16 protein-coding genes are annotated in these 21,874 nt (G+C 69.4%); 15 read left to right on the forward strand and 1 reads right to left on the reverse strand.

The window, feature by feature from the left end:
* Window positions 1–227 precede the first annotated feature (227 nt).
* Entirely contained in the window at window positions 228–1,346 is a 1,119-nt protein-coding gene (locus tag DKM19_RS06585) for a glycosyltransferase family 2 protein (RefSeq protein WP_110694944.1), read from the forward strand.
* Window positions 1,343–3,247, forward strand: a complete 1,905-nt coding sequence (locus DKM19_RS06590) for a glycosyltransferase family 2 protein (RefSeq protein ID WP_110694945.1) — start codon at window positions 1,343–1,345, stop codon at window positions 3,245–3,247. Before DKM19_RS06585 ends, DKM19_RS06590 begins: the two co-directional genes overlap by 4 nt.
* Window positions 3,248–3,426: 179 nt before the next feature.
* On the opposite strand, the gene DKM19_RS06595 is transcribed toward DKM19_RS06590, so the two are convergent.
* Window positions 3,427–4,989, reverse strand: a complete 1,563-nt coding sequence (locus DKM19_RS06595) for a glycosyltransferase (protein ID WP_110694946.1) — start codon at window positions 4,987–4,989, stop codon at window positions 3,427–3,429.
* A gap of 219 nt (window positions 4,990–5,208) precedes the next feature.
* On the opposite strand from DKM19_RS06595, the gene thrC reads away from it, so the two are divergent.
* The 13 genes from thrC (at window position 5,209) to DKM19_RS06660 (ending at window position 21,778) form a co-directional block, all read left to right on the forward strand.
* Complete coding sequence (gene thrC, locus DKM19_RS06600) at window positions 5,209–6,267, forward strand: threonine synthase (RefSeq protein ID WP_089211233.1); 1,059 nt, start codon at window positions 5,209–5,211, stop codon at window positions 6,265–6,267.
* 70 nt (window positions 6,268–6,337) lie between these two features.
* Entirely contained in the window at window positions 6,338–7,309 is a 972-nt protein-coding gene (gene thrB, locus DKM19_RS06605) for a homoserine kinase (protein WP_110705516.1), read from the forward strand.
* A gap of 464 nt (window positions 7,310–7,773) precedes the next feature.
* The gene (gene rho, locus DKM19_RS06610) at window positions 7,774–9,969 is read left to right on the forward strand and encodes a transcription termination factor Rho (protein WP_110694947.1); all 2,196 of its coding nucleotides are present in this window, start codon (window positions 7,774–7,776) and stop codon (window positions 9,967–9,969) included.
* Between the two features lie 237 nt (window positions 9,970–10,206).
* Window positions 10,207–11,526, forward strand: coding sequence for a sensor histidine kinase (locus DKM19_RS06615; RefSeq protein ID WP_110705518.1), 1,320 nt, complete (start codon window positions 10,207–10,209; stop codon window positions 11,524–11,526).
* Between the two features lie 11 nt (window positions 11,527–11,537).
* On the forward strand, window positions 11,538–12,182 hold the full coding sequence (locus DKM19_RS06620; RefSeq protein ID WP_110705517.1) for a response regulator transcription factor: 645 nt from the start codon (window positions 11,538–11,540) through the stop codon (window positions 12,180–12,182).
* A gap of 314 nt (window positions 12,183–12,496) precedes the next feature.
* Window positions 12,497–12,742, forward strand: coding sequence for a 50S ribosomal protein L31 (gene rpmE, locus DKM19_RS06625; RefSeq protein WP_110694948.1), 246 nt, complete (start codon window positions 12,497–12,499; stop codon window positions 12,740–12,742).
* A 113-nt stretch (window positions 12,743–12,855) separates the two neighbouring features.
* Window positions 12,856–13,908 (forward strand): peptide chain release factor 1, encoded by a 1,053-nt coding sequence (gene prfA, locus DKM19_RS06630; protein ID WP_089211230.1) that lies wholly within the window; start codon window positions 12,856–12,858, stop codon window positions 13,906–13,908.
* Between the two features lie 9 nt (window positions 13,909–13,917).
* Complete coding sequence (prmC, locus tag DKM19_RS06635) at window positions 13,918–14,772, forward strand: peptide chain release factor N(5)-glutamine methyltransferase (RefSeq protein WP_110694949.1); 855 nt, start codon at window positions 13,918–13,920, stop codon at window positions 14,770–14,772.
* Window positions 14,773–15,006: 234 nt separating this feature from the next.
* Window positions 15,007–15,672 (forward strand): L-threonylcarbamoyladenylate synthase, encoded by a 666-nt coding sequence (locus DKM19_RS06640; RefSeq protein ID WP_110694950.1) that lies wholly within the window; start codon window positions 15,007–15,009, stop codon window positions 15,670–15,672.
* A 231-nt stretch (window positions 15,673–15,903) separates the two neighbouring features.
* Window positions 15,904–18,633, forward strand: coding sequence for a hypothetical protein (locus tag DKM19_RS06645; protein WP_162641335.1), 2,730 nt, complete (start codon window positions 15,904–15,906; stop codon window positions 18,631–18,633).
* Between the two features lie 64 nt (window positions 18,634–18,697).
* Window positions 18,698–19,078, forward strand: coding sequence for a hypothetical protein (locus DKM19_RS06650; protein WP_110694952.1), 381 nt, complete (start codon window positions 18,698–18,700; stop codon window positions 19,076–19,078).
* Between the two features lie 78 nt (window positions 19,079–19,156).
* Window positions 19,157–20,422 (forward strand): serine hydroxymethyltransferase, encoded by a 1,266-nt coding sequence (glyA, locus tag DKM19_RS06655; RefSeq protein ID WP_110694953.1) that lies wholly within the window; start codon window positions 19,157–19,159, stop codon window positions 20,420–20,422.
* 57 nt (window positions 20,423–20,479) lie between these two features.
* Window positions 20,480–21,778, forward strand: coding sequence for a glycosyltransferase family 4 protein (locus DKM19_RS06660; RefSeq protein ID WP_204358678.1), 1,299 nt, complete (start codon window positions 20,480–20,482; stop codon window positions 21,776–21,778).
* The last annotated feature ends 96 nt before the right edge of the window (window positions 21,779–21,874 follow it).

A 21,874-nucleotide genomic window follows, 5' to 3' on the forward strand; every position in this document is an offset into this window, starting at 1 on the left:
GCTTACCTTCCGTACCGCTTCTATCGAAAGATCTGTCGACGAGGTAATAATCGAGGCTATCTGTTGTTCAAGTGGAAATATGGCCACAAAGCGGAAACTCTGAGCTTCCCGTGACCTGGGTAACAGCTGTGAGTGATCGTTTGTAAGCGTCCTTGTCAAATTGTGGGCGCTCACGTCAAGTCGAAGTAGGACGAGACGGACGCCTCGGGCATCGCTATCCTTCGCTCGTGCCTGTACAGCCGACTCTCCCCCTCCCGACACCCGTCGGTTTCCTGCGGTCAGCGGCCGAGGGGGCGGCCGAGCTTTCGTGGACCGGGCAGGGCTGGCTGGCGGCCGGCGAACCGCTCGGTGACCGGCTGGACGCCGACGGCGTCGCCCGCCTGAGACCGCTGCGGGGACTGAACGTCCGATGGCCCTCCTCCCGGGTTCCGGTCGAGGTGATCACGGACCTGGCGGCGGCCGGGGTTCCGCTGCACGCCGCCGACACACCGGCGTGGGTGGAGCCCGAACTGGCCGGCCTGCTCGCCGCGTGGACGCCCGAGGAGGGTGACGGCGGCCGGCGGTCCGTGACCGACCTGCGGCGGGAGGAGCACAGCGTACGGCTGCGTCGCCACGGGCTCCGGAGCCGGGCCGCGGAGCCCGCGGTGGCCCTGCCCAAGGTGAGCGTCGTGATGTCGAGCATGCGGCCGTACCTGCTGGCCTCGGCACTCGACCAGATCGCCCGGCAGCGGCGGGTGGAGGTCGAGGTCCTGCTGGGCCTGCACGGCGTCCCCGCCGAGCACGAGGCGGTACGGCGGGCGGTGCGGGAGTTCGGCCTGCCGATCACCGTGGTCGAGGCCGGCGCGGAGATCCCCTTCGGGGAGGTGCTCAACCGGGCCGCGTCCAGGGCGAGCGGCGATCACATCACCAAGTGGGACGACGACGACTGGTACGGCCCCGAGCACCTGGCCGATCTTCTCCTCGCGCGGTCCCACACCGGCGCGGACATCGTGGGCACCACGGCCGAGTTCTTCTACCTGGAGCCGCTCAACGCCACGATCCGCCGTACCGACTACACCAGCGAGATCTGGTCCGAGCACGTGGCCGGAGGCACGATCCTGCTCGATCTGGCCAGGTTCCAGGAGCTCGGAGGGTTCCCCGCACTGCGCGGCGGGGTGGACGCCGCGTTCCTGAAGGCCGCCCACGCCGCGGAGGCGCGCATCTACCGGACCCACGGCCTCGGCTACATGCTGCGGCGCTCGGTGAGCACCGAGCACACCTGGCAGCTCTCCCTCGCCCATTTCCTGCGCGTCGCGTCGAACCAGTGGCGCGGTTTCCGCCCGAGTCTGATTCTGGAAAGACCATGACCGCACGGATCACCGGTAACGACTACCGGAGCCTCACACCCCCCGAGATCGGCGCCTGGACGCCGTCGCTGCGGGTCAGCGTGGTGGTGCCCGCCTACGGCGGCCAGGACAAGCTCGACCTGGTGCTCGCCGGGCTGGCCGGCCAGACCTACCCCGCCGCGCTGACCGAGGTCATCGTGGTGGACAACGGCAGCCGGCCGCCCCTGCGCCTGCCCGACCTTCGTCCCGCGGGGACCCGGTTGATCGTCTGCCCGGTGCCCGGCCGGGCCCACGCCCGCAACGCCGGCCTCCTGGCGGCCACCGGCGACGTGATCCACTGGCTGGACTCCGACGTGGTCCTGGACCGCAGGTCGGTCGAGGCGCACATGCGCTGGCACCACGCCGCGCCGTACCTCGTGGTGACCGGCTACCTGCGCTTCACCCCGGCGGAGCTGCCCGCGCCCGGCGTGGTGGCCGCGGCCGACGACCTGGCCAAGATCTTCGAGCCCGCCGAGCCGCACGCCTGGCTGGTCGACCTGGTCGAGCGGACCGGCGGCCTCGTCGACAACCCGCACCGCGCCTTCAGCCTGCACGTGGGCGGCGCCACCTCGGTCAACGCCGCGCTGCTCGCCCAGGCGGGGCCGATGGACGCCGACCTGATCCTCGGCCAGGACACCGAGATGGGCTACCGGCTGGCCCAGGCGGGCGCCGTGTTCGTGCCCGAGCCGCTGTCCCGCGCCTTCCACCTGGGCCCCACGATGCGGATGCGCGACAAGGCCTCGATCGACCGGGTCAGTCACGCGTTCGTGGCCGACCGGATCCCGGCCTACCGCTGGCTCCGTTCCCACCCGGCCAGGCAGTGGAAGGTGCCCTATCTGGAGGTGGTCGTCGACCTCACCGGCCGGCCGACCGGCGAGTTCGGCTACGACGAGGTCCGCGCCACCGTGGACGCCGTGCTCGCGGGCACCCTGCCCGACGTCGTGATCACCCTCACCGGTCCCTGGGACCGGCTCGGAGCCGAGGGGCGCGCGCCGCTGAAGGACCCGGACCTGGACCTCGTGCTGATCCGCGGCCACTACGCCCACGAGCCCAGGGTGCGCTTCTCGCTGGAGGCCCCCGACTCGGTACGGCCGGCTCCGCCGTATCCGGCGACCGGCGACGGACGGCCGACGGCCGCGGTGCCGTACCGGCTGAGGCTGCCCGCGGGATGGGTACCGGGCGAGGACAGCCTTGCGCGACTGCTCGACCTGGCCAGGGACGAGGGCTACGGCCTGGTCTCGGTGCTGCTGGCCGAGGGTCCCGTCGGCGCCGGAGGTGCCAAGGGCGTCAAGGGTTCCGAGAGCGCCGAGGATCCCGCGAGCGCCGAGGATCCCGCGAGCGCCGGGGATGCCAAGGGCGTCGAGGGTTCCGAGAGCGTCGAGGGCTCAGGGAGCCCCGGGAACGCCCGGGATGCCGAGGACCTCGGGGATGCCGGAAACGCCGGTGACGCCGGAGGCTCGGTCCGGGGAGATCGGCGGATCGTCGCGGCCAGGCTGGAGCGGGCGGCGGCGTTCGCCCGTGCCGAGATCGTGCTGGCGGAGGGTGAGGACCTCGACGACGCCGTGGAGGACGCCTTCGGGGTGCTGTGGGTGGACGGCGAGACCTACGGGTTCCTGCCCGAGGCCCGGCCGATCGTGGGCCGTCGCGGCTCCTATCGGGCCAGGACCGAGGCGGAGGCCGAGGTGGTCCGGCTCACCAAGGAGGCCGAACGGCTCCGCGGCCAGGTGACCAAATGGCGCGGCGAGGCGGGAACCTGGCGCAAGAGCGCGGTCGAACTGCGGCGCGAGGTCGGCGGCCTGCGCAGGGAGCTGGCCGCCGCGAAGAAGGTCGTCCAGTACGGCCTGCTCTCCTCCGTCAAACGGGCGATCACCCGTCGCCGATGACCACGCCGGCCCCGCCGGGAAGCTCCCCCACCGGGACCCGCGATCCGGGCCGATGCCGGCGATCACCGCGCGTCCGGTTCCTCTTACGAGACCGTGAGCCGGGTCGGTGCGAGTGTTCGTGCCACCGGGCGTCCGATCTCTCCCCACCGGATCCGCGAAGCCGGGTTCCGCTCGGTCGCTCAGCCGGATCGGGGCCTGGTGCGGAGCCTGCCGAGCCAGGACTCCGGCCTGGCCTGAGCGGGCTTCTGCGCCGAAGAACGGGCCGAGGCACCGGTCGGCGAGGGCGCATTTTGGGCCGGGGCGTCCTTGGCCGGTTTCCGCACGGGCTCCTTCACGGGAGCCGGGGGCGCGGTCTTGACCGGCCAGAACTCCGACCGGTCGCCGTGCCGTACGCCGTGGGTGGCCTTGATCGAGGTGACGACGTCGTCGGCGCCGAGCAGTTTCGCCCGGCCCAATGCCTCGGTCCGCTCCAGCGTCGCCGTGCCGTCGCCCGCGAGGTCGACGACGAGCATGCCCGGCCGGTCGCCCCCCTGCATCACGCCGATCATCCGCTCCAGCGAATCGTCTCCCAGCGGGACCGAGACCGGACCCGTGTAGCGGAACGGGATCGGGGCGGGGGTGCTCGCGACCGTGTCGGCCAGCCGTACCCGCTCGTCGTGGGAGAAGTGCTCACGCAGCAGCCGAAGATCGAAGAAGGGGTCGTCGATCACCGGGTGGCGGCCCTCCGGCAGCTGTGACCACGGGGCGACCAGGGTGACGATCACGTCGCCGGCCGTTCCCTCAAGGGCCGCGTTCACCGCCTTGCGCACCTGGTCTCCGGGCGCGTCGACGTGGAGCACCACCTCCACGTACGGCACCAGCCACCGCCTGCCCCGGTCCTTGCGCAGGTCACGGCGGAGCGGCACGCGCTGGGCGAGGTAGGGGGCGACGACCTGGACCGCCCGCTCCCTGTCCAGGCGCTGCGCGGGAAGCCCCAGATGCACGGCCTCGGCCGCCATGTCGGGAATGAAGACCACGCCCGACTGGGCCAGCCGGTAGGCGAACTCGGTGTCCTCGCCCCTGAGCACGGCGGGATCGACCCCGCCCACGGCGTGGAAGGTCTCGCGCCGCATCGACACCGTCGGCCCCGTGCACACGTGGTAGGGGTTGCGGCTGGCCCGCAGGCCGTTGGTGCGCTGGATCGTCTGCTCGGTGGAGCTGGCCAGGGCGTTCGACAGGTCGAAGATCGCTCCGAGCGAGCCTCCGCGTACGCCGTCGTGCACCTGGGAGGCCGAGATCGCCGGCTCCTCGATGAACTTCTTCGCGCCGATGGTCACCAGGTAGTCGGCCAGGTGATGCCAGCGGGCCAGCGCCTCGATGTGCTCCCGGCAGACGACCATGTCGGCGTCCAGGCGCTGGATGATCCGGCCCTCCGAGAGGGCGGCGCCGGTGTTGACCGCGTTGGCGGTGCCCCAGCCCGCGGGGTCGGCCATCTCGATCCGGGCGCCCGCCGGAGCGATCTCCGGCAGCCGCAACGGCGGACCGCTGCCGTCGTCGACCACGATCACCTCCATGAGGTGATCGGGATAGGTCTGCGCGGCCAGGGCGGCGAGGGCCAGGTCAAGCCTGTGCTGACCGCCGTACGCCGGAATGATCACGCTGACCGAGAGGCTCGGATCCCATTCGCCGAGTGCGGGCGGATCCAGGGGGGAGTAGTCGTTGTTCCGGATCGGCGGCTGGTCGATCACCGCTTCGTCCGTCATGTTGGGGTGCCCCTTTTGCGCGTATACGTGTCTGTCAACTCCTGTCAAGGGCTGATGACCCTACCGACCGTTGCTTAGAGTTTCCTGATAGCAAGACATCCGACTTGTCCAATTGGTGGACAACGCATCCCGCTGCCGAGACCGTTGCCCGTAGACTCGTTTCTCAATACCGCAGGTAGTAGGTCGCGCACGGTCTGTCCGCGCGCGGGAGGAGTAATCATGACCAGGGCGTGGCGTGGCCTCATCGAGGAGTACCGTGACCGACTTCCGGTGACCACGGCGACGCCCGTCGTCACGCTTCTGGAGGGCGGCACACCGCTCATCCCGGCGAACAGGGTTTCGGCGCTGACCGGCTGCGAGGTCTATCTCAAGGTCGAGGGTCTGAACCCGACCGGCAGTTTCAAGGACCGTGGCATGACCATGGCCATCAGCAAGGCCGTCGAGGACGGCGCGAAGGCCGTCATCTGCGCCTCCACCGGCAACACCAGCGCCTCCGCCGCCGCCTACGCGGTCCGTGCGGGCCTGACCTGCGCCGTGCTGGTGCCCCGAGGCAAGATCGCGATGGGCAAGCTGGCCCAGGCGCTGGTCCACGGGGCCAAGCTGCTCCAGGTCGAGGGCTCGTTCGACGACTGCCTCGACATGACCAGGAAGCTGTCGGAGAACTACCCGATCGCGCTGGTCAACTCGGTGAACCCGTTCCGGCTCCAGGGCCAGAAGACCGCCGCCTTCGAGATCGTGGACACCCTGGGCGACGCCCCCGACATCCACTGCATCCCGGTCGGCAACGCCGGCAACATCTCGGCCTACTGGATGGGCTACACCGAGTACGCCGGGGACGGCATCGCGTCCCGGACACCCCGGATGTTCGGCTTCCAGGCCAGTGGCGCCGCGCCGATCGTCAACGGCGCGCCGGTGACCCACCCGCACACGATCGCCACCGCGATCCGCATCGGCAACCCCGCCTCCTGGCAGCTCGCCGAGGCCGCGCGTGACGAGTCGGGCGGGGTCATCCAGGCCGTCACCGACCGCCGGATCGCCGCCGCCTACAAGCTGCTGGCCCAGGAGGAGGGCGTGTTCGTCGAGCTCGCCTCGGCCGCCAGCGTGGCGGGCCTCCTCCAGGCCCACGAGCAGGGACTGGTCGAGCCCGGCCAGCGCATCGTGTGCACGGTGACAGGAAACGGCCTCAAGGACCCCGACTGGGCCATCTCGGGCGCTCCCACCCCGGTGACGATCCCGATCGACGCCTTCGCCGCCGCCACCGCCCTCGAACTCGCCTAAGCGTTAGGCCTGAGCGTTAAGGAGTAGGGGCGTGATCCTCCTTTCGGAGGGATCACGCCCCGGAATCTCGATGACCGACAGCAGCAGAGTCGTCGTCCGGGTCCCGGCGACGTCGGCCAATCTCGGACCCGGGTTCGACACGCTGGGGCTGGCCCTCAGCCTGTACGACGAGGTCGAGGCCTCGCTCTTCGAACCCTCGGAAGATCCCGCCTCCCTGGGCGTCGCCATAGAGATCGAGGGCGAGGGGGCGGGCGAGCTCGACCTGGGCGAGGGTCATCTCATCGTGAGGACGATGCGCGTGACCTTCGACGAGATGGGGGTTCCGCAGCCGCGCGGCATCCGGCTGCGCTGCCTGAACCGCATCCCCCACGCCCGCGGCCTCGGATCCTCCTCGGCGGCGATCTGCGCGGGAATCCTCGCCGCACGCGCGCTGGCCGGCACGTCGTATCCGGCGAGTTCTGGCCGGTCCCTCGTGCGGCCCGAGTTCACCGATGACGACGTCTTCGCGCTGGCCACCGAGATCGAGGGCCATCCCGACAACGTGGCGCCGTGTCTCGCGGGCGGGCTGACCATCGCATGGACGGATCAGTCGGATGTGCCGCATATGGTGAAGCTGATTCCACATGCCGACATCCGGCCCGTGGCCATCATTCCCCGGAACAGGCTCTCCACAGAGATCGCCCGGGGGCTTCTCCCCAAGGACGTGCCGCATGTCGACGCGTCCGCCAACGCCGGCCGGGCCGCGCTGCTGATCGCCGCGTTGACCGGAAGGCCCGAAGCGAAGCTGCTACTGGCCGCGACGGAAGATCGTCTCCATCAAAATTACCGCGCGCCTGCGATGCCGCGGACCGCGGATCTGATAGAACGATTGCGCGGGATCGGCGTTCCCACGGTTGTCTCGGGAGCCGGTCCCACGATTCTTGCGTTTTCGACTGCGGATACGCAGGATTTGATCGCACCAGAAGTGGGTACTGACTGGCACATCCAGCCACTGGATGTCGAAACCCGCGGTGCTTGCGTTGTTTCTCCCGAGACACGCTGATACCTCTTCGACCTTCAGGGAATAGCTGTGTGCGCTGGTGATGTTAGGCTGATAGCCGCACCAGGTGCCCCGTGTTGGGTGCGTGCTTGTCAGTCACACATCGCTGCACCATGTCTTACCTCGTGAGACATGAGCGCCGCAGTGGCCTCCCCGAATCCGTCGCCTCCGAATGCTCCACATTCGGTTGGGGCAACGAGAGGCGGCGTTTTAGGGGACATGCGCGTTCGATCTACCTCGACATCTGGTTGCCGGTAGCAATCCGGGGGGTGTCCTCCAAGCCCCACCGCCGGCGAATCTCGCTGGTGGCGGTCTGGACAAGCCCTTCTCCGACAGTGGCGGCGGTTCTCATGGACCGTCGAGGATCGCAACGTGCAACCCGACCCGGTCTGTCCCACCGGGTTGATCGCACCACCGGGACGATTGGCTGATCATGGCCACGCCCGACCCCTGGGAAGGACCCATTAGTGAGCGACACCACCGAACTCCTCTCCGACACCGGCACACTGCCGGCGGCCGGCGACACCCCCATCCGCGCCGCGGCCAAGCCGCGTCGTCGCTCCGGCACCGGCCTGTCCGCCATGGTGCTGCCCGAGCTGCAAGCCATGGCGTCAGGCCTTGGCATCAGCGGGACCGGGCGGATGCGCAAGAGCCAGCTCATCGCGGCCATCCAGGAGAAGCAGGGCGTATCCACGGAGAGCGCCCCGGCTTCCACCCCCGCTCCCGCCGTCGTCAAGGAAACTCCGGCAGCCCCGGCCGCCGTGGCCGAGCCCGTGACCGAGCGGGCCACCGAGCGTCCGGCGCGCACGCGGAGGGAACGTTCCCGCCCCGTCGCCGTCGCCGCCGAGCCCGTTGTGGAGCAGCCGCCCCCCGCGCCTGAGCCCGTGGCCGCGGTCGCCGCAGCCGAGCCCGTCGTGGAGCAGCAGCAGCTCGACACCGTCCAGAGCGAAGGCCGCGCCGAGCGTGGCGAGGGCCGTCGCGAGCGTAGCGACCGTCGTGGTCGCAACAGCGAGCGTGGCGAGCGGACCAACGACCGGCGTGAGCGCGGCGACAGCCGCACCGACCAGCGCGCCGCCGACCCCGGCCAGAGCCGCGGCGACCGCGGCAGCGACCGTGGCGAGCGCCTCAACACCGACCGCGGCGAGCGTCTCAACGACCGTGGTGACCGCGGTGACCGTCTCAACGATCGCGGTGACCGTGGCGAGCGCCTCAACACCGACCGCGGCGAGCGTCTCAACGATCGCGGTGACCGCGGTGACCGTCTCAACGATCGCGGTGACCGTGGCGAGCGCCTCAACACCGACCGTGGTGACCGCGGTGACCGCGGCGAGCGGACCGGTGACCGTGGCGACCGTCTCAACGACCGTGGCGACCGCGGCCCCCAGAACCGTGGCCCGCAGGACCGCAACGACCAGCACGGCATCGGCGAAGACGACGACCGTCGCGGCCGTCGCGGCCGGTTCCGTGAGCGGAACCGTCGCGGCCGTGACCGCTTCGACAGCAACGAGCCCGTGGTGGGCGACGACGACGTCCTGATCCCGATCGCCGGCATCCTGGACATCCTCGACAACTACGCGTTCGTCAGGACCAGCGGCTACCTGCCCGGCTCCAACGACGTCTACGTCTCGCTGGCCCAGATCCGCCGCAACGGCCTGCGCAAGGGTGACGTCGTCACCGGCGCCGTCCGCCAGCCCCGCGACGGTGAGCGCCGCGAGAAGTTCAACGCGCTCGTCCGCCTCGACACGGTCAACGGCATGGACCCGGAGCAGGCGCGGCAGCGGCCCGACTTCAACAAGCTCGTCCCGCTGTACCCCCAGGAGCGGCTGCGCCTGGAGACCGAGCCGAACATCCTGACCACCCGGATCATCGACATGGTGGCGCCGATCGGCAAGGGCCAGCGCGGTCTCATCGTCTCCCCGCCCAAGGCCGGCAAGACGATGGTGCTCCAGGCGATCGCCAACGCGATCGCCCAGAACAACCCCGAGTGCCACCTGATGGTCGTCCTGGTGGACGAGCGTCCGGAAGAGGTCACCGACATGCAGCGGTCGGTGAAGGGCGAGGTCATCCACTCGACCTTCGACCGTCCGGCCGAAGATCACACCACGGTCGCCGAGCTCGCCATCGAGCGTGCCAAGCGCCTGGTGGAGCTCGGCCACGACGTCGTCGTGCTGCTCGACTCGATCACCCGTCTGGGCCGGGCCTACAACCTGGCGGCCCCGGCCTCCGGCCGAATCCTGTCCGGTGGTGTCGACTCGACCGCGCTCTACCCGCCGAAGCGCTTCTTCGGCGCCGCCCGCAACATCGAGAACGGCGGCTCGCTGACGATCATCGCCACGGCACTGGTCGAGACCGGTTCCAAGATGGACGAGGTCATCTTCGAGGAGTTCAAGGGCACAGGAAACCTGGAGCTCAAGCTCAACCGCTCGCTCGCGGACAAGCGGATCTTCCCGGCGGTGGACGTCGACGCGTCCAGCACCCGTAAGGAAGAGATCCTCATGGGCAAGGACGAGCTGCAGATCACCTGGAAGCTGCGGCGCGTGCTGCACGCTCTGGACATGCAGCAGGCTCTGGAGCTTCTCCTGGAGAAGATGCGGGAGACCAAGTCCAACGCGGAGTTCCTGCTCCAGGTCCAGAAGACGACGGTCAGCTCCGAGCGCGACTGACGGTCCCGCAACACCGATCATCTTGACGTACGGCGAACGCCCCGGTCACCACGACCGGGGCGTTCGTCGTCTCCAGGGTCTTGTGTGACCGGAGACTTCGGGATATCCCTACTTCAGAACGCCCGCCTGCCTCATTCTGCCCAGGCCGCACCCTCCAACAGGCTTGGATGGTCCGAGGCGAGGTCCGGGCGTCGGCCATAGCCGTGATCGCAGCTCGTGAAGACGGAGGGTGAGCGCATGGTGGCCGAGACCGCAGCAGGCCGACCGGTGACAGGGACGCCGCTCCGCCGACGCGTCCCGCTGGGGCCGAACGGGCCCGTGGGGATGCTCGTCGATCCGATGACCTGGCGGGCGGTGCCTTACCTTCTGGTGAGCATGTTCTACGGCATCGCCTGCTTCGCCGTCCTGGCGTCGGCGATCCTGCTCTCCCTGGTCCTGGCGATCGTGTGGGTGGGAGTGCCGCTGCTCGCACTGACCATGCTGGCCTGGCGCGGCGCGGCGACGCTCGAGCGCCGGTTCCTCCGGCTGGCCTTCGGGGTCGAGATCCCCGTTCCCTACCGGCCCTCCGAGGGCGACAACCTGTTCCTGCGGTGGAAGGACATGTTCGTCGACCCCGCGACCTGGAAGGACCTTCTCTATCTCCTGCTGCTGCTGCCGATCGGGATCGGGGAGTTCGTCGTCTCGGTGGTCCTGTGGTGCTTCGCGCTCGGCCTGACCCTCGCGCCGTTGCCCCTGCTGCTCCTTGGCAAGCCGATGACGCCCGGCGGTGAGTTGCTGATCGACACCGTGCCCGAGGCGCTGCTGTGCATGGTCATCGGAACCGGATTCTTCCTCGCCGCGCTCTACGCGACCCGGGGGATGGCGTGGCTGCACGCGCTGTTCGGCCTCGCGTTGCTGGGGACGGGGGAGAAGAACCGGCTGGTCGCCCGTGCGGCGCACCTGCGGGCCAGCAGGGCTCGCGGGGTCGACGCGGCCGAGGCCGAGCGGCGCAGGATCGAGCGCGACCTGCACGACGGCGCTCAGCAGCGGCTGCTCTCCGTCGCCATGGACCTGGGCCGGGCACAGGCCAAGATGGACTCCGACCCCGAAGGGGCCAGGGAGCTCCTGGCTCAGGCGCACACCGGCACCAAGGCCGCCATCGCCGAGCTACGTGATCTCGCGAGAGGGATCTACCCGGCGATCCTCACCGACAGGGGGCTGAGCGCGGCGCTCTCCTCGCTCGCGGCCCGTGCGCCCGTGCGGGTGGATCTGTCGGTGGAGGTGTCCCATCGCCCGCCGGCGGCGGTGGAGAGCATCGCCTATTTCATCGTGGCCGAATGTCTGACCAACCTGGCCAAGCACTCCGAGGCCACCGAGGCGTTCATCCGGGTCAGCCGCCAGGAGCAGCGGGTGATCGTCGAGGTGTACGACAACGGGGTCGGCGCCGCGGTGCCGCGTCCCGGGGGTGGTCTCGCGGGGCTGGCGGACCGGGCGGCGACCATCGACGGCACCCTGAGCGTTGACAGCCCGCTCGGAGGTCCCACGATGATCCGGGCCGAACTGCCCTGCGAATGGTGAGGGCCGAGCACATGCGGGTAGTGATCGCCGAAGACTCGGTGCTGCTGCGTGAGGGATTGGCCAGGCTGCTGGCCGACGGTGGGATCGAGACCGTCGGGGTGGCGGGGGACGGCCCGGGACTGGTGACCGCGGTGGCCCAGCATGAGCCCGACCTGGCGATCGTGGACGTGCGGATGCCGCCGACCCACACCGACGAGGGCCTGCGCGCGGCCCTGGAGGCCAGGTCGCGGCGGCCGGGACTGCCGATCCTGGTGCTGTCACAGTATGTGGAGGAGCAGTACGCCACCGAGCTGATCGGCGGGGGCGCCGCGGCGGTCGGCTACCTGCTCAAGGAGCGGATAGCGGACGTGGCGGAGTTCCTCGACGCGGTGCGCCGGGTGGCGGCCGGAGGGACGGTCATCGACCCCGAGGTGATCGGGCAGCTGCTGAGCCGCCAGCGCAAGGGAGACCCGCTGGAATCCCTGACCGCCAGGGAGGGAGAGGTCCTGGCCCTGATGGCCGAGGGCCGCTCGAACACGGCGGTCGCCGGGCGCATGCTCGTCACCGAGGGCGCGGTGGAGAAGCACATCTCCAGCATCTTCGCCAAGCTCCGCCTTGAGCCCGCCTCCGACGACCACCGCCGGGTTCTCGCCGTGCTGGCCTATCTGGGCAGGTGATCTCGGGCCCGCCTCCGACGACCATCGCCGGGTCCCAGCCTGTCCGGGCAGGGGGCCAAGATGAAGAACGGGTAAAGATGAGGTGCGGGGATCCGCGCCCGATGACGCCCGTGCGACCCGCCTGCGGACACGGGTCACGGCCGCCGGGGAATGTCTTGTGGCCTGGGATGGTTGGAGGATCTGGCACACTGGTAGCCGAACTGCAGTGGTTCCGGTTCCCGCCCGCGCGCACCTCGGTGTGCTCAGCGCGCAAGCCTTACAGGCGAGAGACAGTGGCGACCCGGCGACCGTGCTTTGGAGAGGATCAAAAAGACATGAAGCCTGACATTCACCCGGAGTACACCACCACCGTGGTGACCTGTACCTGTGGTAGCTCCTTCACCACCCGTAGCACCGCCAAGGGTGGCGCGATCCACGCGGACGTGTGCTCGGCCTGTCACCCCTTCTACACCGGCAAGCAGAAGATCCTCGACACCGGCGGCCGGGTGGCACGCTTCGAGAAGCGCTTCGGCAAGAAGCCCACGGCGGAGGCCGCAGCGGAGCCCACGCCGGGCCAGTAGCCTCGTCTCGACGCCGGCTCGGAACCACCCCTCCGTTTTTTGGAGGGGTGCACCCGGGTCGGCGTTCGTGGTGATTAGGCAGGCTTCAAAGCGCTTTCAAGGAAGGACGCACGGTGAACCTCGACGAGCTACTCAGTGAGTACGCCGAGCTGGAACTCAAGCTCGCCGATCCCACCGTGCACGCCAACCAGACGCAGGCTCGCACCTTCGGCAGGCGCTACGCCGAGCTGACCCCGATCATCACCACCTATCGGGAGCTCGAAGGAGTGCAGGACGATCTCGGAACGGCCAGGGAGCTGGCGTCCGAGGACCAGGCCTTCGCCGAGGAGGCCAAAGAGCTCGAGGCTCGGATCCCCGAGCTGGAAGAGAAGCTCAGGCACCTGCTGATCCCGCGTGATCCCAATGATGACAAGGACATCATCATGGAGATCAAGGCGGGCGAGGGCGGCGAGGAGTCCGCGCTGTTCGCCGGCGACCTCCTGCGGATGTACCTGCGGTACGCCGAGCGGATCGGCTGGAAGACCGAGCTCATCGACGCCACCTACTCCGATCTCGGCGGCTACAAGGACGTCACGGTCGCCCTGAAGGCCAGGGGCGACGAAGGCGTCTGGTCGAGGCTGAAGTTCGAGGGCGGCGTGCACCGCGTCCAGCGGGTGCCGGTCACCGAGTCGCAGGGCCGCATCCACACCAGCGCCGCCGGCGTACTGGTCTACCCGGAGGCGGAGGACGTCGACGTCCAGATCGACCCGAACGACCTTCGCATCGACGTCTACCGGTCCAGCGGCCCCGGCGGCCAGAGCGTCAACACCACCGACTCGGCCGTGCGCATCACGCACGTCCCGACCGGCGTGGTCGCCTCCTGCCAGAACGAGAAGAGCCAGCTCCAGAACAAGGAGTCGGCCATGCGCATCCTCAGGGCCCGCCTTCAGGCCATCGCCGAGGAAGAGGCCAACGCCGCCGCGATGGCCGAGCGCAAGTCCCAGATCCGGACGGTCGACCGCTCCGAGCGGATCCGCACCTACAACTTCCCCGAGAACCGCATCTCCGACCATCGCGTCGGCTTCAAGGCGTACAACCTCGACCAGGTGCTCGACGGTGACCTCACCGCCGTCATCCAGTCCCTGCTCGACGCCGAGATGGCGGAGAAGCTCGCCGCTCACTCATAGAACGCGCCCATGACCTTTCTGCTGGACGAGATCGCCCTCGCCACCGCCCGGCTCGCCGAGGCAGGTGTGCCGTCGCCGCGCACCGACGCCGAGGAGATCGCCGCGTGCGTCCACGGTGTGCGGCGCAGTGAGCTGCACATGGTGAAGGACTCGGACTTCGACGCGCTGTTCTGGGAGGGCGTCGCCCGGAGAGAGTCCCGCGAGCCGTTGCAGCACATCACCGGGCGGGCGTACTTCCGCTACCTGTCCCTGGAGGTCGGGCCAGGCGTTTTCGTGCCGCGTCCGGAGACCGAGGTCGTGGCCGGTTGGGCCATCGAGCGGCTGCGGGAGATGGACGTCGCCTCGCCGGTGGTCGTGGATCTCGGCACCGGTTCCGGCGCCATCGCACTGTCCATCGCCCAGGAGGTCGCCCTGGCCACGGTGCACGCGGTCGAGGTCGATCCGGACGCCTATCGCTGGGCCAAACGCAACATCCTGGAGCACGGTCAGGGCCGCGTCCACCTGCATCCCGAGGATCTGGCCGACGCCCTGTCCGAGTACAACGGCCAGGCCGATCTGGTGATCTCCAACCCTCCCTACATCCCGCCGGGCGCCATTCCCCGCGACCCCGAGGTCCGTGACTACGACCCGCACCGTGCTCTGTACGGCTCGGGCAGTGACGGTCTCGACGAGGTCAGGGCGGTCGAACGGACCGCCAGGCGGCTGCTCCGCCCCGGTGGGTTCGTCGCCGTGGAGCACGCCGACCAGCAGGGCACCCCGGTCTATCTGATCTTCTCCGAGGACAACGGATGGCGCGACGTCCGCAGCCGCCAGGACCTCACCCGCAGGGACCGCTTCGTCACCGCCCGTTTTGGCCAGGAATAGGATGGCATGGCGTGAGTGACCGTAGTGAGCCGGTGGACACGGCAGCCCTTGGTTCACTGATGGCTGGCCTTCGGGCGAGGAGGCCGCGAGTGAGCGAACCAGTAAACACAGCAGCCCTTGGCTCACTGATGACGAGCCTTTAGGCGAGGAGGCCGCGAGTGAGCGTAGCGAGCGAACCAGTAAACACAGCAGCCCTTGGCTCACTGATGACGAGCCTTTAGGCGAGGAGGCAAAGTGAGCCGTAGTTATGACTGCACAGACCCCGAGCAGCGAGCCGCCGGTCTGACCGACGCCGCGTCAGCCGTACGGCGGGGCGAGCTCGTGGTGCTCCCGACCGACACCGTCTACGGCATCGGAGCGGACGCCTTCACCCCGGCGGCGGTCACCTCGCTGCTGGAGGCCAAGGGGCGTGGCCGGGACATGCCGGTGCCCGTGCTGGTCGGGACCGTGCGGGCCGCCAACGCCCTCGTGGAGAACCTCGGCCCGTACGGCCAGGATCTCATCGACGCCTTCTGGCCCGGCCCGCTCACGCTGATCTGCCGCGTGAACCGGTCGCTGTCGTGGGACCTGGGCGACAGCAAGGGCACCGTCGCCCTCCGGATGCCACTGCACTCGGTCGCCCTCGACCTGCTCAAGGAGACCGGCCCGATGGCGGTCTCCAGCGCCAACCGGTCCGGCGCCCCGGCCGCGACCACGGCCGGCGATGCGGAGAAGCAGCTGGGCGACTCGGTCTCGATCTATCTCGACGGCGGCCCGTGCGACGACAACATCCCGTCCACGATCCTCGACCTGACCACGGCGGTGCCCCGGCTGCTACGCCGCGGGGCCATCTCGGTGGAGAAGCTGCGCGGTGTGATCGGTTACGTCGCCACCGATGGCGGATCCGAGTCCGACGGGTGACGTAGACCCGGGCGCTCCGGGCCGGCGTTCGGCCGGCGGGACCGGCCCGGGACGTCGGCCGTAACGCCTGGTCGGCAGGGATCGGCCCGGGACGCCGGCCGTAATGCTCGGCGGCGCGCCGCCGAGCGCCGCCCGGTCTGTGCCCGTGATCCATGCCGTCTGATTATCACCGTGACGCGCGGCGTTCTCCCCGGTACCGTGAAGTGGGCCGACACCCTCCGGGAGACGTCCATGGGCAAGTTCGAAGGAATGGACCCCAAGCTGGTCCGTGACCTGCTGTCCGAGGTGCAACAAGCCGCGGTGCGGATGCGGACCGCTGAGGACCGGGTCAACCACCTGATGCGTGGCGCCGGCCTGCCCGCGCTGTCCACGCACCACCCGGCCCAGATCGCCGACGACTGCGAAAAAATGGTCCGTGACGTCTCCACCCGCGTGGAGTTGCTGGAGAAAAAGGTCAGGCAGGAGGCCGGGGCCCCTCCCGGGGCGCCGAAGGCCGGAGACGCGGGATCCGATTCACCCAAGACCGAGACCGGTTCCCAGGGCGGTGGCGACAAGCCCCGCGTCGGCGACCAGTCGGCCGAGACCGTGCCACGCGACGATCCCAAGGATCAGCCCAGGGCGGATGCCCCCAAGGGCGGCGACGCGAAATCCGAGGCCGGTTCCAAGGGCGACGATGCAAAATCGGAGACCGGGTCCAAGGACCAGTCCACATCGGACACGCCCAAGGGCGACGACACGAAATCCGGGTCGCGCGACGATCCCAAGGATCAGCCCAGGGCGGATGCCCCCAAGGGCGACGACGCGAAACCCGAGACCGGTTCCAAGGGCGACGAGTCCTCTCCACGGGATGATCCGAAGGAGTCTCCTCGAACCGATCCGCGAGACGACGCGAAGGCGCCTCCTCAAACCGACGACCCCAAGGATCAGCCCCGATCGGACGCCCCCAAGGGCGACGACGCGAAACCCGAGACCGGTTCCAAGGACGAGACCTCGCCACGGGACGATGCGAAGGAGTCTCCTCGAACCGATCCGCGGGATGACGCGAAGGCGCCTCCTCAAAACGACGATCCCAAGCCGGACACCGGTTCCAAGGGCGATGAGATCTCCCCACGCGAGGGAGACGAGCCCAAGGAGATCGTGACGCCGGAGACGCCGGGTCCTGAGGCCGCGCAGGAGGAGCCGAGGGCGGATGACGTGCAACCGGCTCCGCGGGGCGAGGATTCGGAGCCGGTGCTTCCGGGGCCGGATGAGGGTTCTCAGGGTGACGGGCAACCTGTCGACCCCGCGCCTCGGGAGACGCCGAGCCCCGATGCCGCGCAGGAGCAGCCGAGGACCGACGACGCGCAGCCTCCCGCTCCACGGGTTGAGGATCTGGAGCCGGCGGTTCCGGGGCCGGGCGAGGGTCCCCAGGGCGAGGCGGTTCCGGGGCCGGGCGAAGGCCCTCAAGGCGGAGCGGCTCCAGGTCCGGGTGGGGGTCCCCAGGGCGGAGCGGTTCCGGGGCCGGGCGAAGGCACTCAAGGCGGAGCGGCTCCAGGGCCGCTTCCGGGTCCGGGTGAGGGTTCTCAGGGCGACGGGCAAACTGTTGACACCGCGCTTAGGGATGCCCCGACGCCGAGTCCTGACGCCCCGCAGGAGCAGCCGAGGACGGACGACGGGCGGACGCAGGTCGACCAGGTCAACAACCCGTCGCCGGGCACCGGAGACACCCCGACCGATGCCCCCGCGAACGACCCCGACGGCAAGGGCGACACCGGCTCCAAGGGCGACGAGCGCTCGCCCAGGGAAAACGGCGGCACTTCTGGCACCGACATCTTGGACACCGCGCAGAAGGACCATCCCGACGACATCGACCAGAGCGGCGACCTGAAAGCGAGGGTCGTGGAGGTCGACGGGGTGAAGGTGCTGCAGATCCCGCTCGACTCGCCCACGGCGGATGAGGTCAGCGAGCTGCTGAAGAACATCGAGGACATCCCGCCGCTGGAGATGCCCGGAGTCGACGGCGTCTCCGACATCGTGGGCCAGCCCGGCTGGGTCGAGCCGAACGAACCGCTGGCTTCGGCGAAGCCGGACTTCCCCCTCCTCGACACCGCCGAGCCGGCCCCCGGCCAGACGGTCCAGCCGCCGGACACGGGCGGGGACGTGGGCACGCAGTCGGCGGGTGCGGCTCCGGGGGGTGCCCCGGCTCAGTCGATCGGGACGGCCGCCCCCGGCGACACCGGGACGCAGTCGGCGGGTGCGGCTCCGGGAGGCGCGCCGACCCAGTCGATCGGGACGGCCGTTTCCGTGGATGCCGGGACGCAGCAGGTAGGGGCGGCTCCGGGGGATGTTCCGGCTCAGTCGATCGGTACGGCCATTTCTGTGGATGCCGGATCGCAGCCGGCAGGGGATGTTCCGGCTCAGTCGATCGGTACGGCCGTTTCCGTGAATGCCGGGACGCAGTCGATGGGGACGGCCGCTTCCGGAGACATCGGGACGCAGGCCGCGGGAGCGGCGCCGGGGGATGTTCCGGCGCAGGCCGTCGGGGCGGGGGGCGAGGGGTCGGTCGCGCAGTGGGCGAACGACGGCAGCGATGTCGTCTCGGCCAGAGCCGACCCGCTGAACGTGGAGGCGTTCAGGACGCTCGTCGACAATGTCAGCGATGTCGAGCCGCTGGACATGCCGGGCGTGCAGGTCGGCGGCGGAGAGACCGGGGGCGGGGGGTCGGTTGAGCAGTGGGCGAACGACGGCAGCGACGTCGTCTCGGCCGAAGCGGGTCCGCTGGACATGGACGCACTGAGGACGCTCGTCGACAATGTCAGCGATGTCGAGCCGCTGGACATGCCGGGCGTGCAGGTGCCCGACGGCGAGACGTGGGGCGAGGGCGCCTGGGTGCCCAGGGACATCGGTCCCGACGGCCCGGCGGACGATGTGGATCCGGGTGACCCGCTGCGGTCGATCCCGCCACTCGGCGGTGGGAAGTGAGGCCGGCAGTGAAGCTGACGGCGAGGCGGGCAGCGAGACCGACAGTGAGCGTGAGGAGCCTGTGATGTTCGTGGATCCACCCGCACCGCAGCCGCTGCAGCCGGGGGAGACCCCACCGGTCTCGGGAGGTCTCGGGCTGCCGTCTCCGGATACCGCCATGTCGTGGGAGTTCAACCCCGACTACCAGCGGCTGGTCATGATGTGGAGACAGGTGCTCCCCGTGCTCGACACGCTGACCGCCTCCCTGGACAAGGCCTACCAGCTCGCCAGGAGCAGGGACGTCTGGGACGCCCCCGTCTCGGGTCGCTACGTCGAGGACATGACCGCGTGGCGCACCCGTCTGGGTCTCTACCGGCAGGCGATCCTCACCTCGATCAGCGATCAGGCCGCCGACACGCCCAGGTGGATTCCCGCCGCCGCAGGAGCACCACACGCATTCTCATGACGACGCGCGTCTGACGTGGGAAAATGGGTCCGATCAGGCTTACAGTGGGGGTGAGTCGTCATCCCCAGGATGTGAGCCATGGGCGCAGAACCGTACTACGGGCCCGATTTCGGTCTCCTGCAGAGGCAGGACCCGGAGATCGCGGGTGTTCTCCTCGATGAGCTGGACCGGCTCCGCGGCGGCATCCAGCTCATCGCGAGCGAGAATCTCGCCTCGCCCGCCGTGCTCGCCGCGCTCGGCTCGACGCTCACCAACAAGTACGCCGAGGGATATCCCGGCAGGCGTTACTACGCGGGCTGCGAGGTGGTCGACCGGGCCGAGCAGCTCGCGATCGACCGGGCCAGGCAGCTCTTCGGCGCCGACCACGTCAACGTGCAGCCCCACTCGGGCGCCTCGGCCAACCTCGCCGCGTACGCCGCCCTCCTCCAGCCGGGTGACACCGTGCTGGCCATGGCGCTGCCGCACGGCGGCCACCTCACTCACGGCTCCCGGGTCAACTTCTCCGGCCGGTGGTTCGACGTCGTGGCGTACGGCGTGCGCAGGGACACCGAGCTGATCGACTACGACGAGGTCAGGGAGCTGGCGCTGCGGCACCAGCCCAAGATGATCATTTGTGGCGCCACGGCATACCCACGCGAGATCGATTTCATGGCCTTCAGGGGGATCGCCGACGAGGTGGGCGCCTGGCTGCTGGCCGACGTCGCGCACACCATCGGCCTGATGGCGGGAGGCGCCCTGCCGTCCGCGGTGCCGTACGCCGACGTGGTGACCTTCACCACGCACAAGGCGCTCCGCGGTCCGAGGGGCGGTGGCATCATGTGCACGCAGGAGCTGGCGGCCAGGATCGACCGGGCGGTTTTCCCGTTCGTCCAGGGCGGTCCGCTCATGCACGCGATAGCGGCCAAGGCGGTGGCGTTCGGCGAGGCGCTCCGACCGGAGTTCGCACAGTACGCGCGGCGGGTGGTGGACAACGCCCGGGTGCTGACCGACGCATTGGCGGCCGAGGGCATGCGGCCCGTCTCCGGGGGCACGGACAGCCATCTGGCGTTGATCGACCTGCGGGACGCCGGGGTCTCGGGTGCGGTGGCCGAGCAGCGATGTTCCGCGGCGGGGATCACACTGAATCGCAACGCGATCCCGTATGATCCGGAGCCTCCCACGGTGACGTCCGGAATCCGGGTCGGCACCCCCTCCGTCACGACGCAGGGGATGGGACCCGAGGAGATGAAAGAGGTGGCCTCGATGGTGGCGCAGGTCATCCGCAGCCCGGACACCGTTGGAGAGATAAGAAGGCGGGTCACGGCGCTGACGCAGGCCTATCAGGTATATCCCAGGGAACTATGAGCTGTTCTGTGTCGTTTTCCGGTCACAGTTGGCCGGACTATCCGCGAAACTAGGTCCGTGCGCGAATATCTACTTATGGCGCTGGTGGCGGCGGCGATGACCTATCTGCTGGTCCCGCTGGTCCGCGTTTTCGCCATTCGCATCGGTGCTATGCCCGAGGTCCGTGATCGTGACGTGCACACCACGCCGACGCCGAGGCTCGGTGGCCTGGCGATGTACGGCGGGCTCGTCGCCGGTCTGCTGATCGCCAACGAACTGCCCTACGCCGGAGGCAAGCTGGCCGAGGGCAAGACCGTGATCGCACTGATCGTCGCGGGCGGTCTGATCACACTGACCGGCTTCCTGGACGACTGGTGGGGCATGGACGCCCTCATCAAGCTCGCCGGACAGATCGGCGCCGCCGGCATTCTGGTCGCTTTCGGGATTAATCTGCCCTGGATTCCACTGCCCTCCTCGCTCGGCGGGACGGTGATCCTGGACTCCACGCTCAGTCCTCTGATCACGATTCTGATCGTGATCGTTATGATCAACGCGGTCAATTTCGTCGACGGACTGGACGGCCTGGCGGCCGGCATCGTCGGCATCGCCGCGATGGCCACGTGGACGTACTCCGTCGCCCTGTCCAAGGACTACGGAGACAGCAGCATCAACGTCACTGCGGTGATCACCTCGGTGCTCATCGGCATGTGCCTGGGCTTCCTGCCCCACAACTTCCATCCGGCGAAGATCTTCATGGGTGACACCGGCGCGATGCTGATCGGCCTGGTGCTCGCGTCCACGATGATCACGGTGACGCCGCTCGACTCCAGCAACATCAACCGGTTCCCGGTGGTCCTTCCCCTCATCGTGCCGATCGCGATCCTGGTGCTGCCGCTGCTCGACCTGATCATGGCGGTGGTCCGGCGCACGTCCAACGGCCTGTCGCCGTTCGCCCCTGACCGGGGCCATCTCCATCACCGGCTCCTGGACGTCGGCCACTCGCACCGGCGCAGCGTCCTGATCATGTACACCTGGACCTTCCTGTTCGCCTTCACGGTCGTGGGGCTGTCCATCGAGGGCGTCCCGCTCGTCCTGTTCCCGCTGACCGTGCTGCTGGCCGTCGGCGTGCTGGTGATGATGTCGCTGCCGCGCTGGCGTGCGCGCCGCGAGGCCAACGGGAATGGGGGGCCCGGAGCGCACACCGGGCGTCGCTCGCGTCATGGTGCGGTGCCGGCCCAGTCTTCTCCGCTTCCCCCGGAGGCGCCGGGTCCCCGGCCGGCCGCCGCAGACGGTGACACGGCTATGCTGTCCGCGCTCCCCGACCTGTCGCTCACCGCTCCCCGGCAGACTTTCTCAAACCCTGAGACGCGGCGCTGAACACCTTCTGGTAACCCAATGATCGTTTACTTGAAACGGCAGGTAAAGGCGGTCTTCCAGGAGCTTGTGATAGCTTTCACTAACAACGGCTCAACC

This window comes from Streptosporangium sp. 'caverna', from assembly GCF_003203775.1.
Taxonomy (GTDB): domain Bacteria; phylum Actinomycetota; class Actinomycetes; order Streptosporangiales; family Streptosporangiaceae; genus Streptosporangium; species Streptosporangium subroseum.

What these genes read in the sequence shown, in the direction of transcription:
- DKM19_RS06595 (WP_110694946.1), bottom strand. Translation starts at nt 4,989, where the DNA reads ATGACGGACGAAGCGGTGATCGACCAGCCGCCGATCCGGAACAACGAC.
- rpmE (WP_110694948.1), top strand. Translation starts at nt 12,497, where the DNA reads ATGAAGCCTGACATTCACCCGGAGTACACCACCACCGTGGTGACCTGT.
- glyA (WP_110694953.1), top strand. Translation starts at nt 19,157, where the DNA reads ATGGGCGCAGAACCGTACTACGGGCCCGATTTCGGTCTCCTGCAGAGG.
- DKM19_RS06620 (WP_110705517.1), top strand. Translation starts at nt 11,538, where the DNA reads ATGCGGGTAGTGATCGCCGAAGACTCGGTGCTGCTGCGTGAGGGATTG.
- thrB (WP_110705516.1), top strand. Translation starts at nt 6,338, where the DNA reads ATGACCGACAGCAGCAGAGTCGTCGTCCGGGTCCCGGCGACGTCGGCC.
- DKM19_RS06615 (WP_110705518.1), top strand. Translation starts at nt 10,207, where the DNA reads ATGGTGGCCGAGACCGCAGCAGGCCGACCGGTGACAGGGACGCCGCTC.
- prmC (WP_110694949.1), top strand. Translation starts at nt 13,918, where the DNA reads ATGACCTTTCTGCTGGACGAGATCGCCCTCGCCACCGCCCGGCTCGCC.
- DKM19_RS06590 (WP_110694945.1), top strand. Translation starts at nt 1,343, where the DNA reads ATGACCGCACGGATCACCGGTAACGACTACCGGAGCCTCACACCCCCC.
- thrC (WP_089211233.1), top strand. Translation starts at nt 5,209, where the DNA reads ATGACCAGGGCGTGGCGTGGCCTCATCGAGGAGTACCGTGACCGACTT.
- DKM19_RS06650 (WP_110694952.1), top strand. Translation starts at nt 18,698, where the DNA reads ATGTTCGTGGATCCACCCGCACCGCAGCCGCTGCAGCCGGGGGAGACC.
- DKM19_RS06645 (WP_162641335.1), top strand. Translation starts at nt 15,904, where the DNA reads ATGGGCAAGTTCGAAGGAATGGACCCCAAGCTGGTCCGTGACCTGCTG.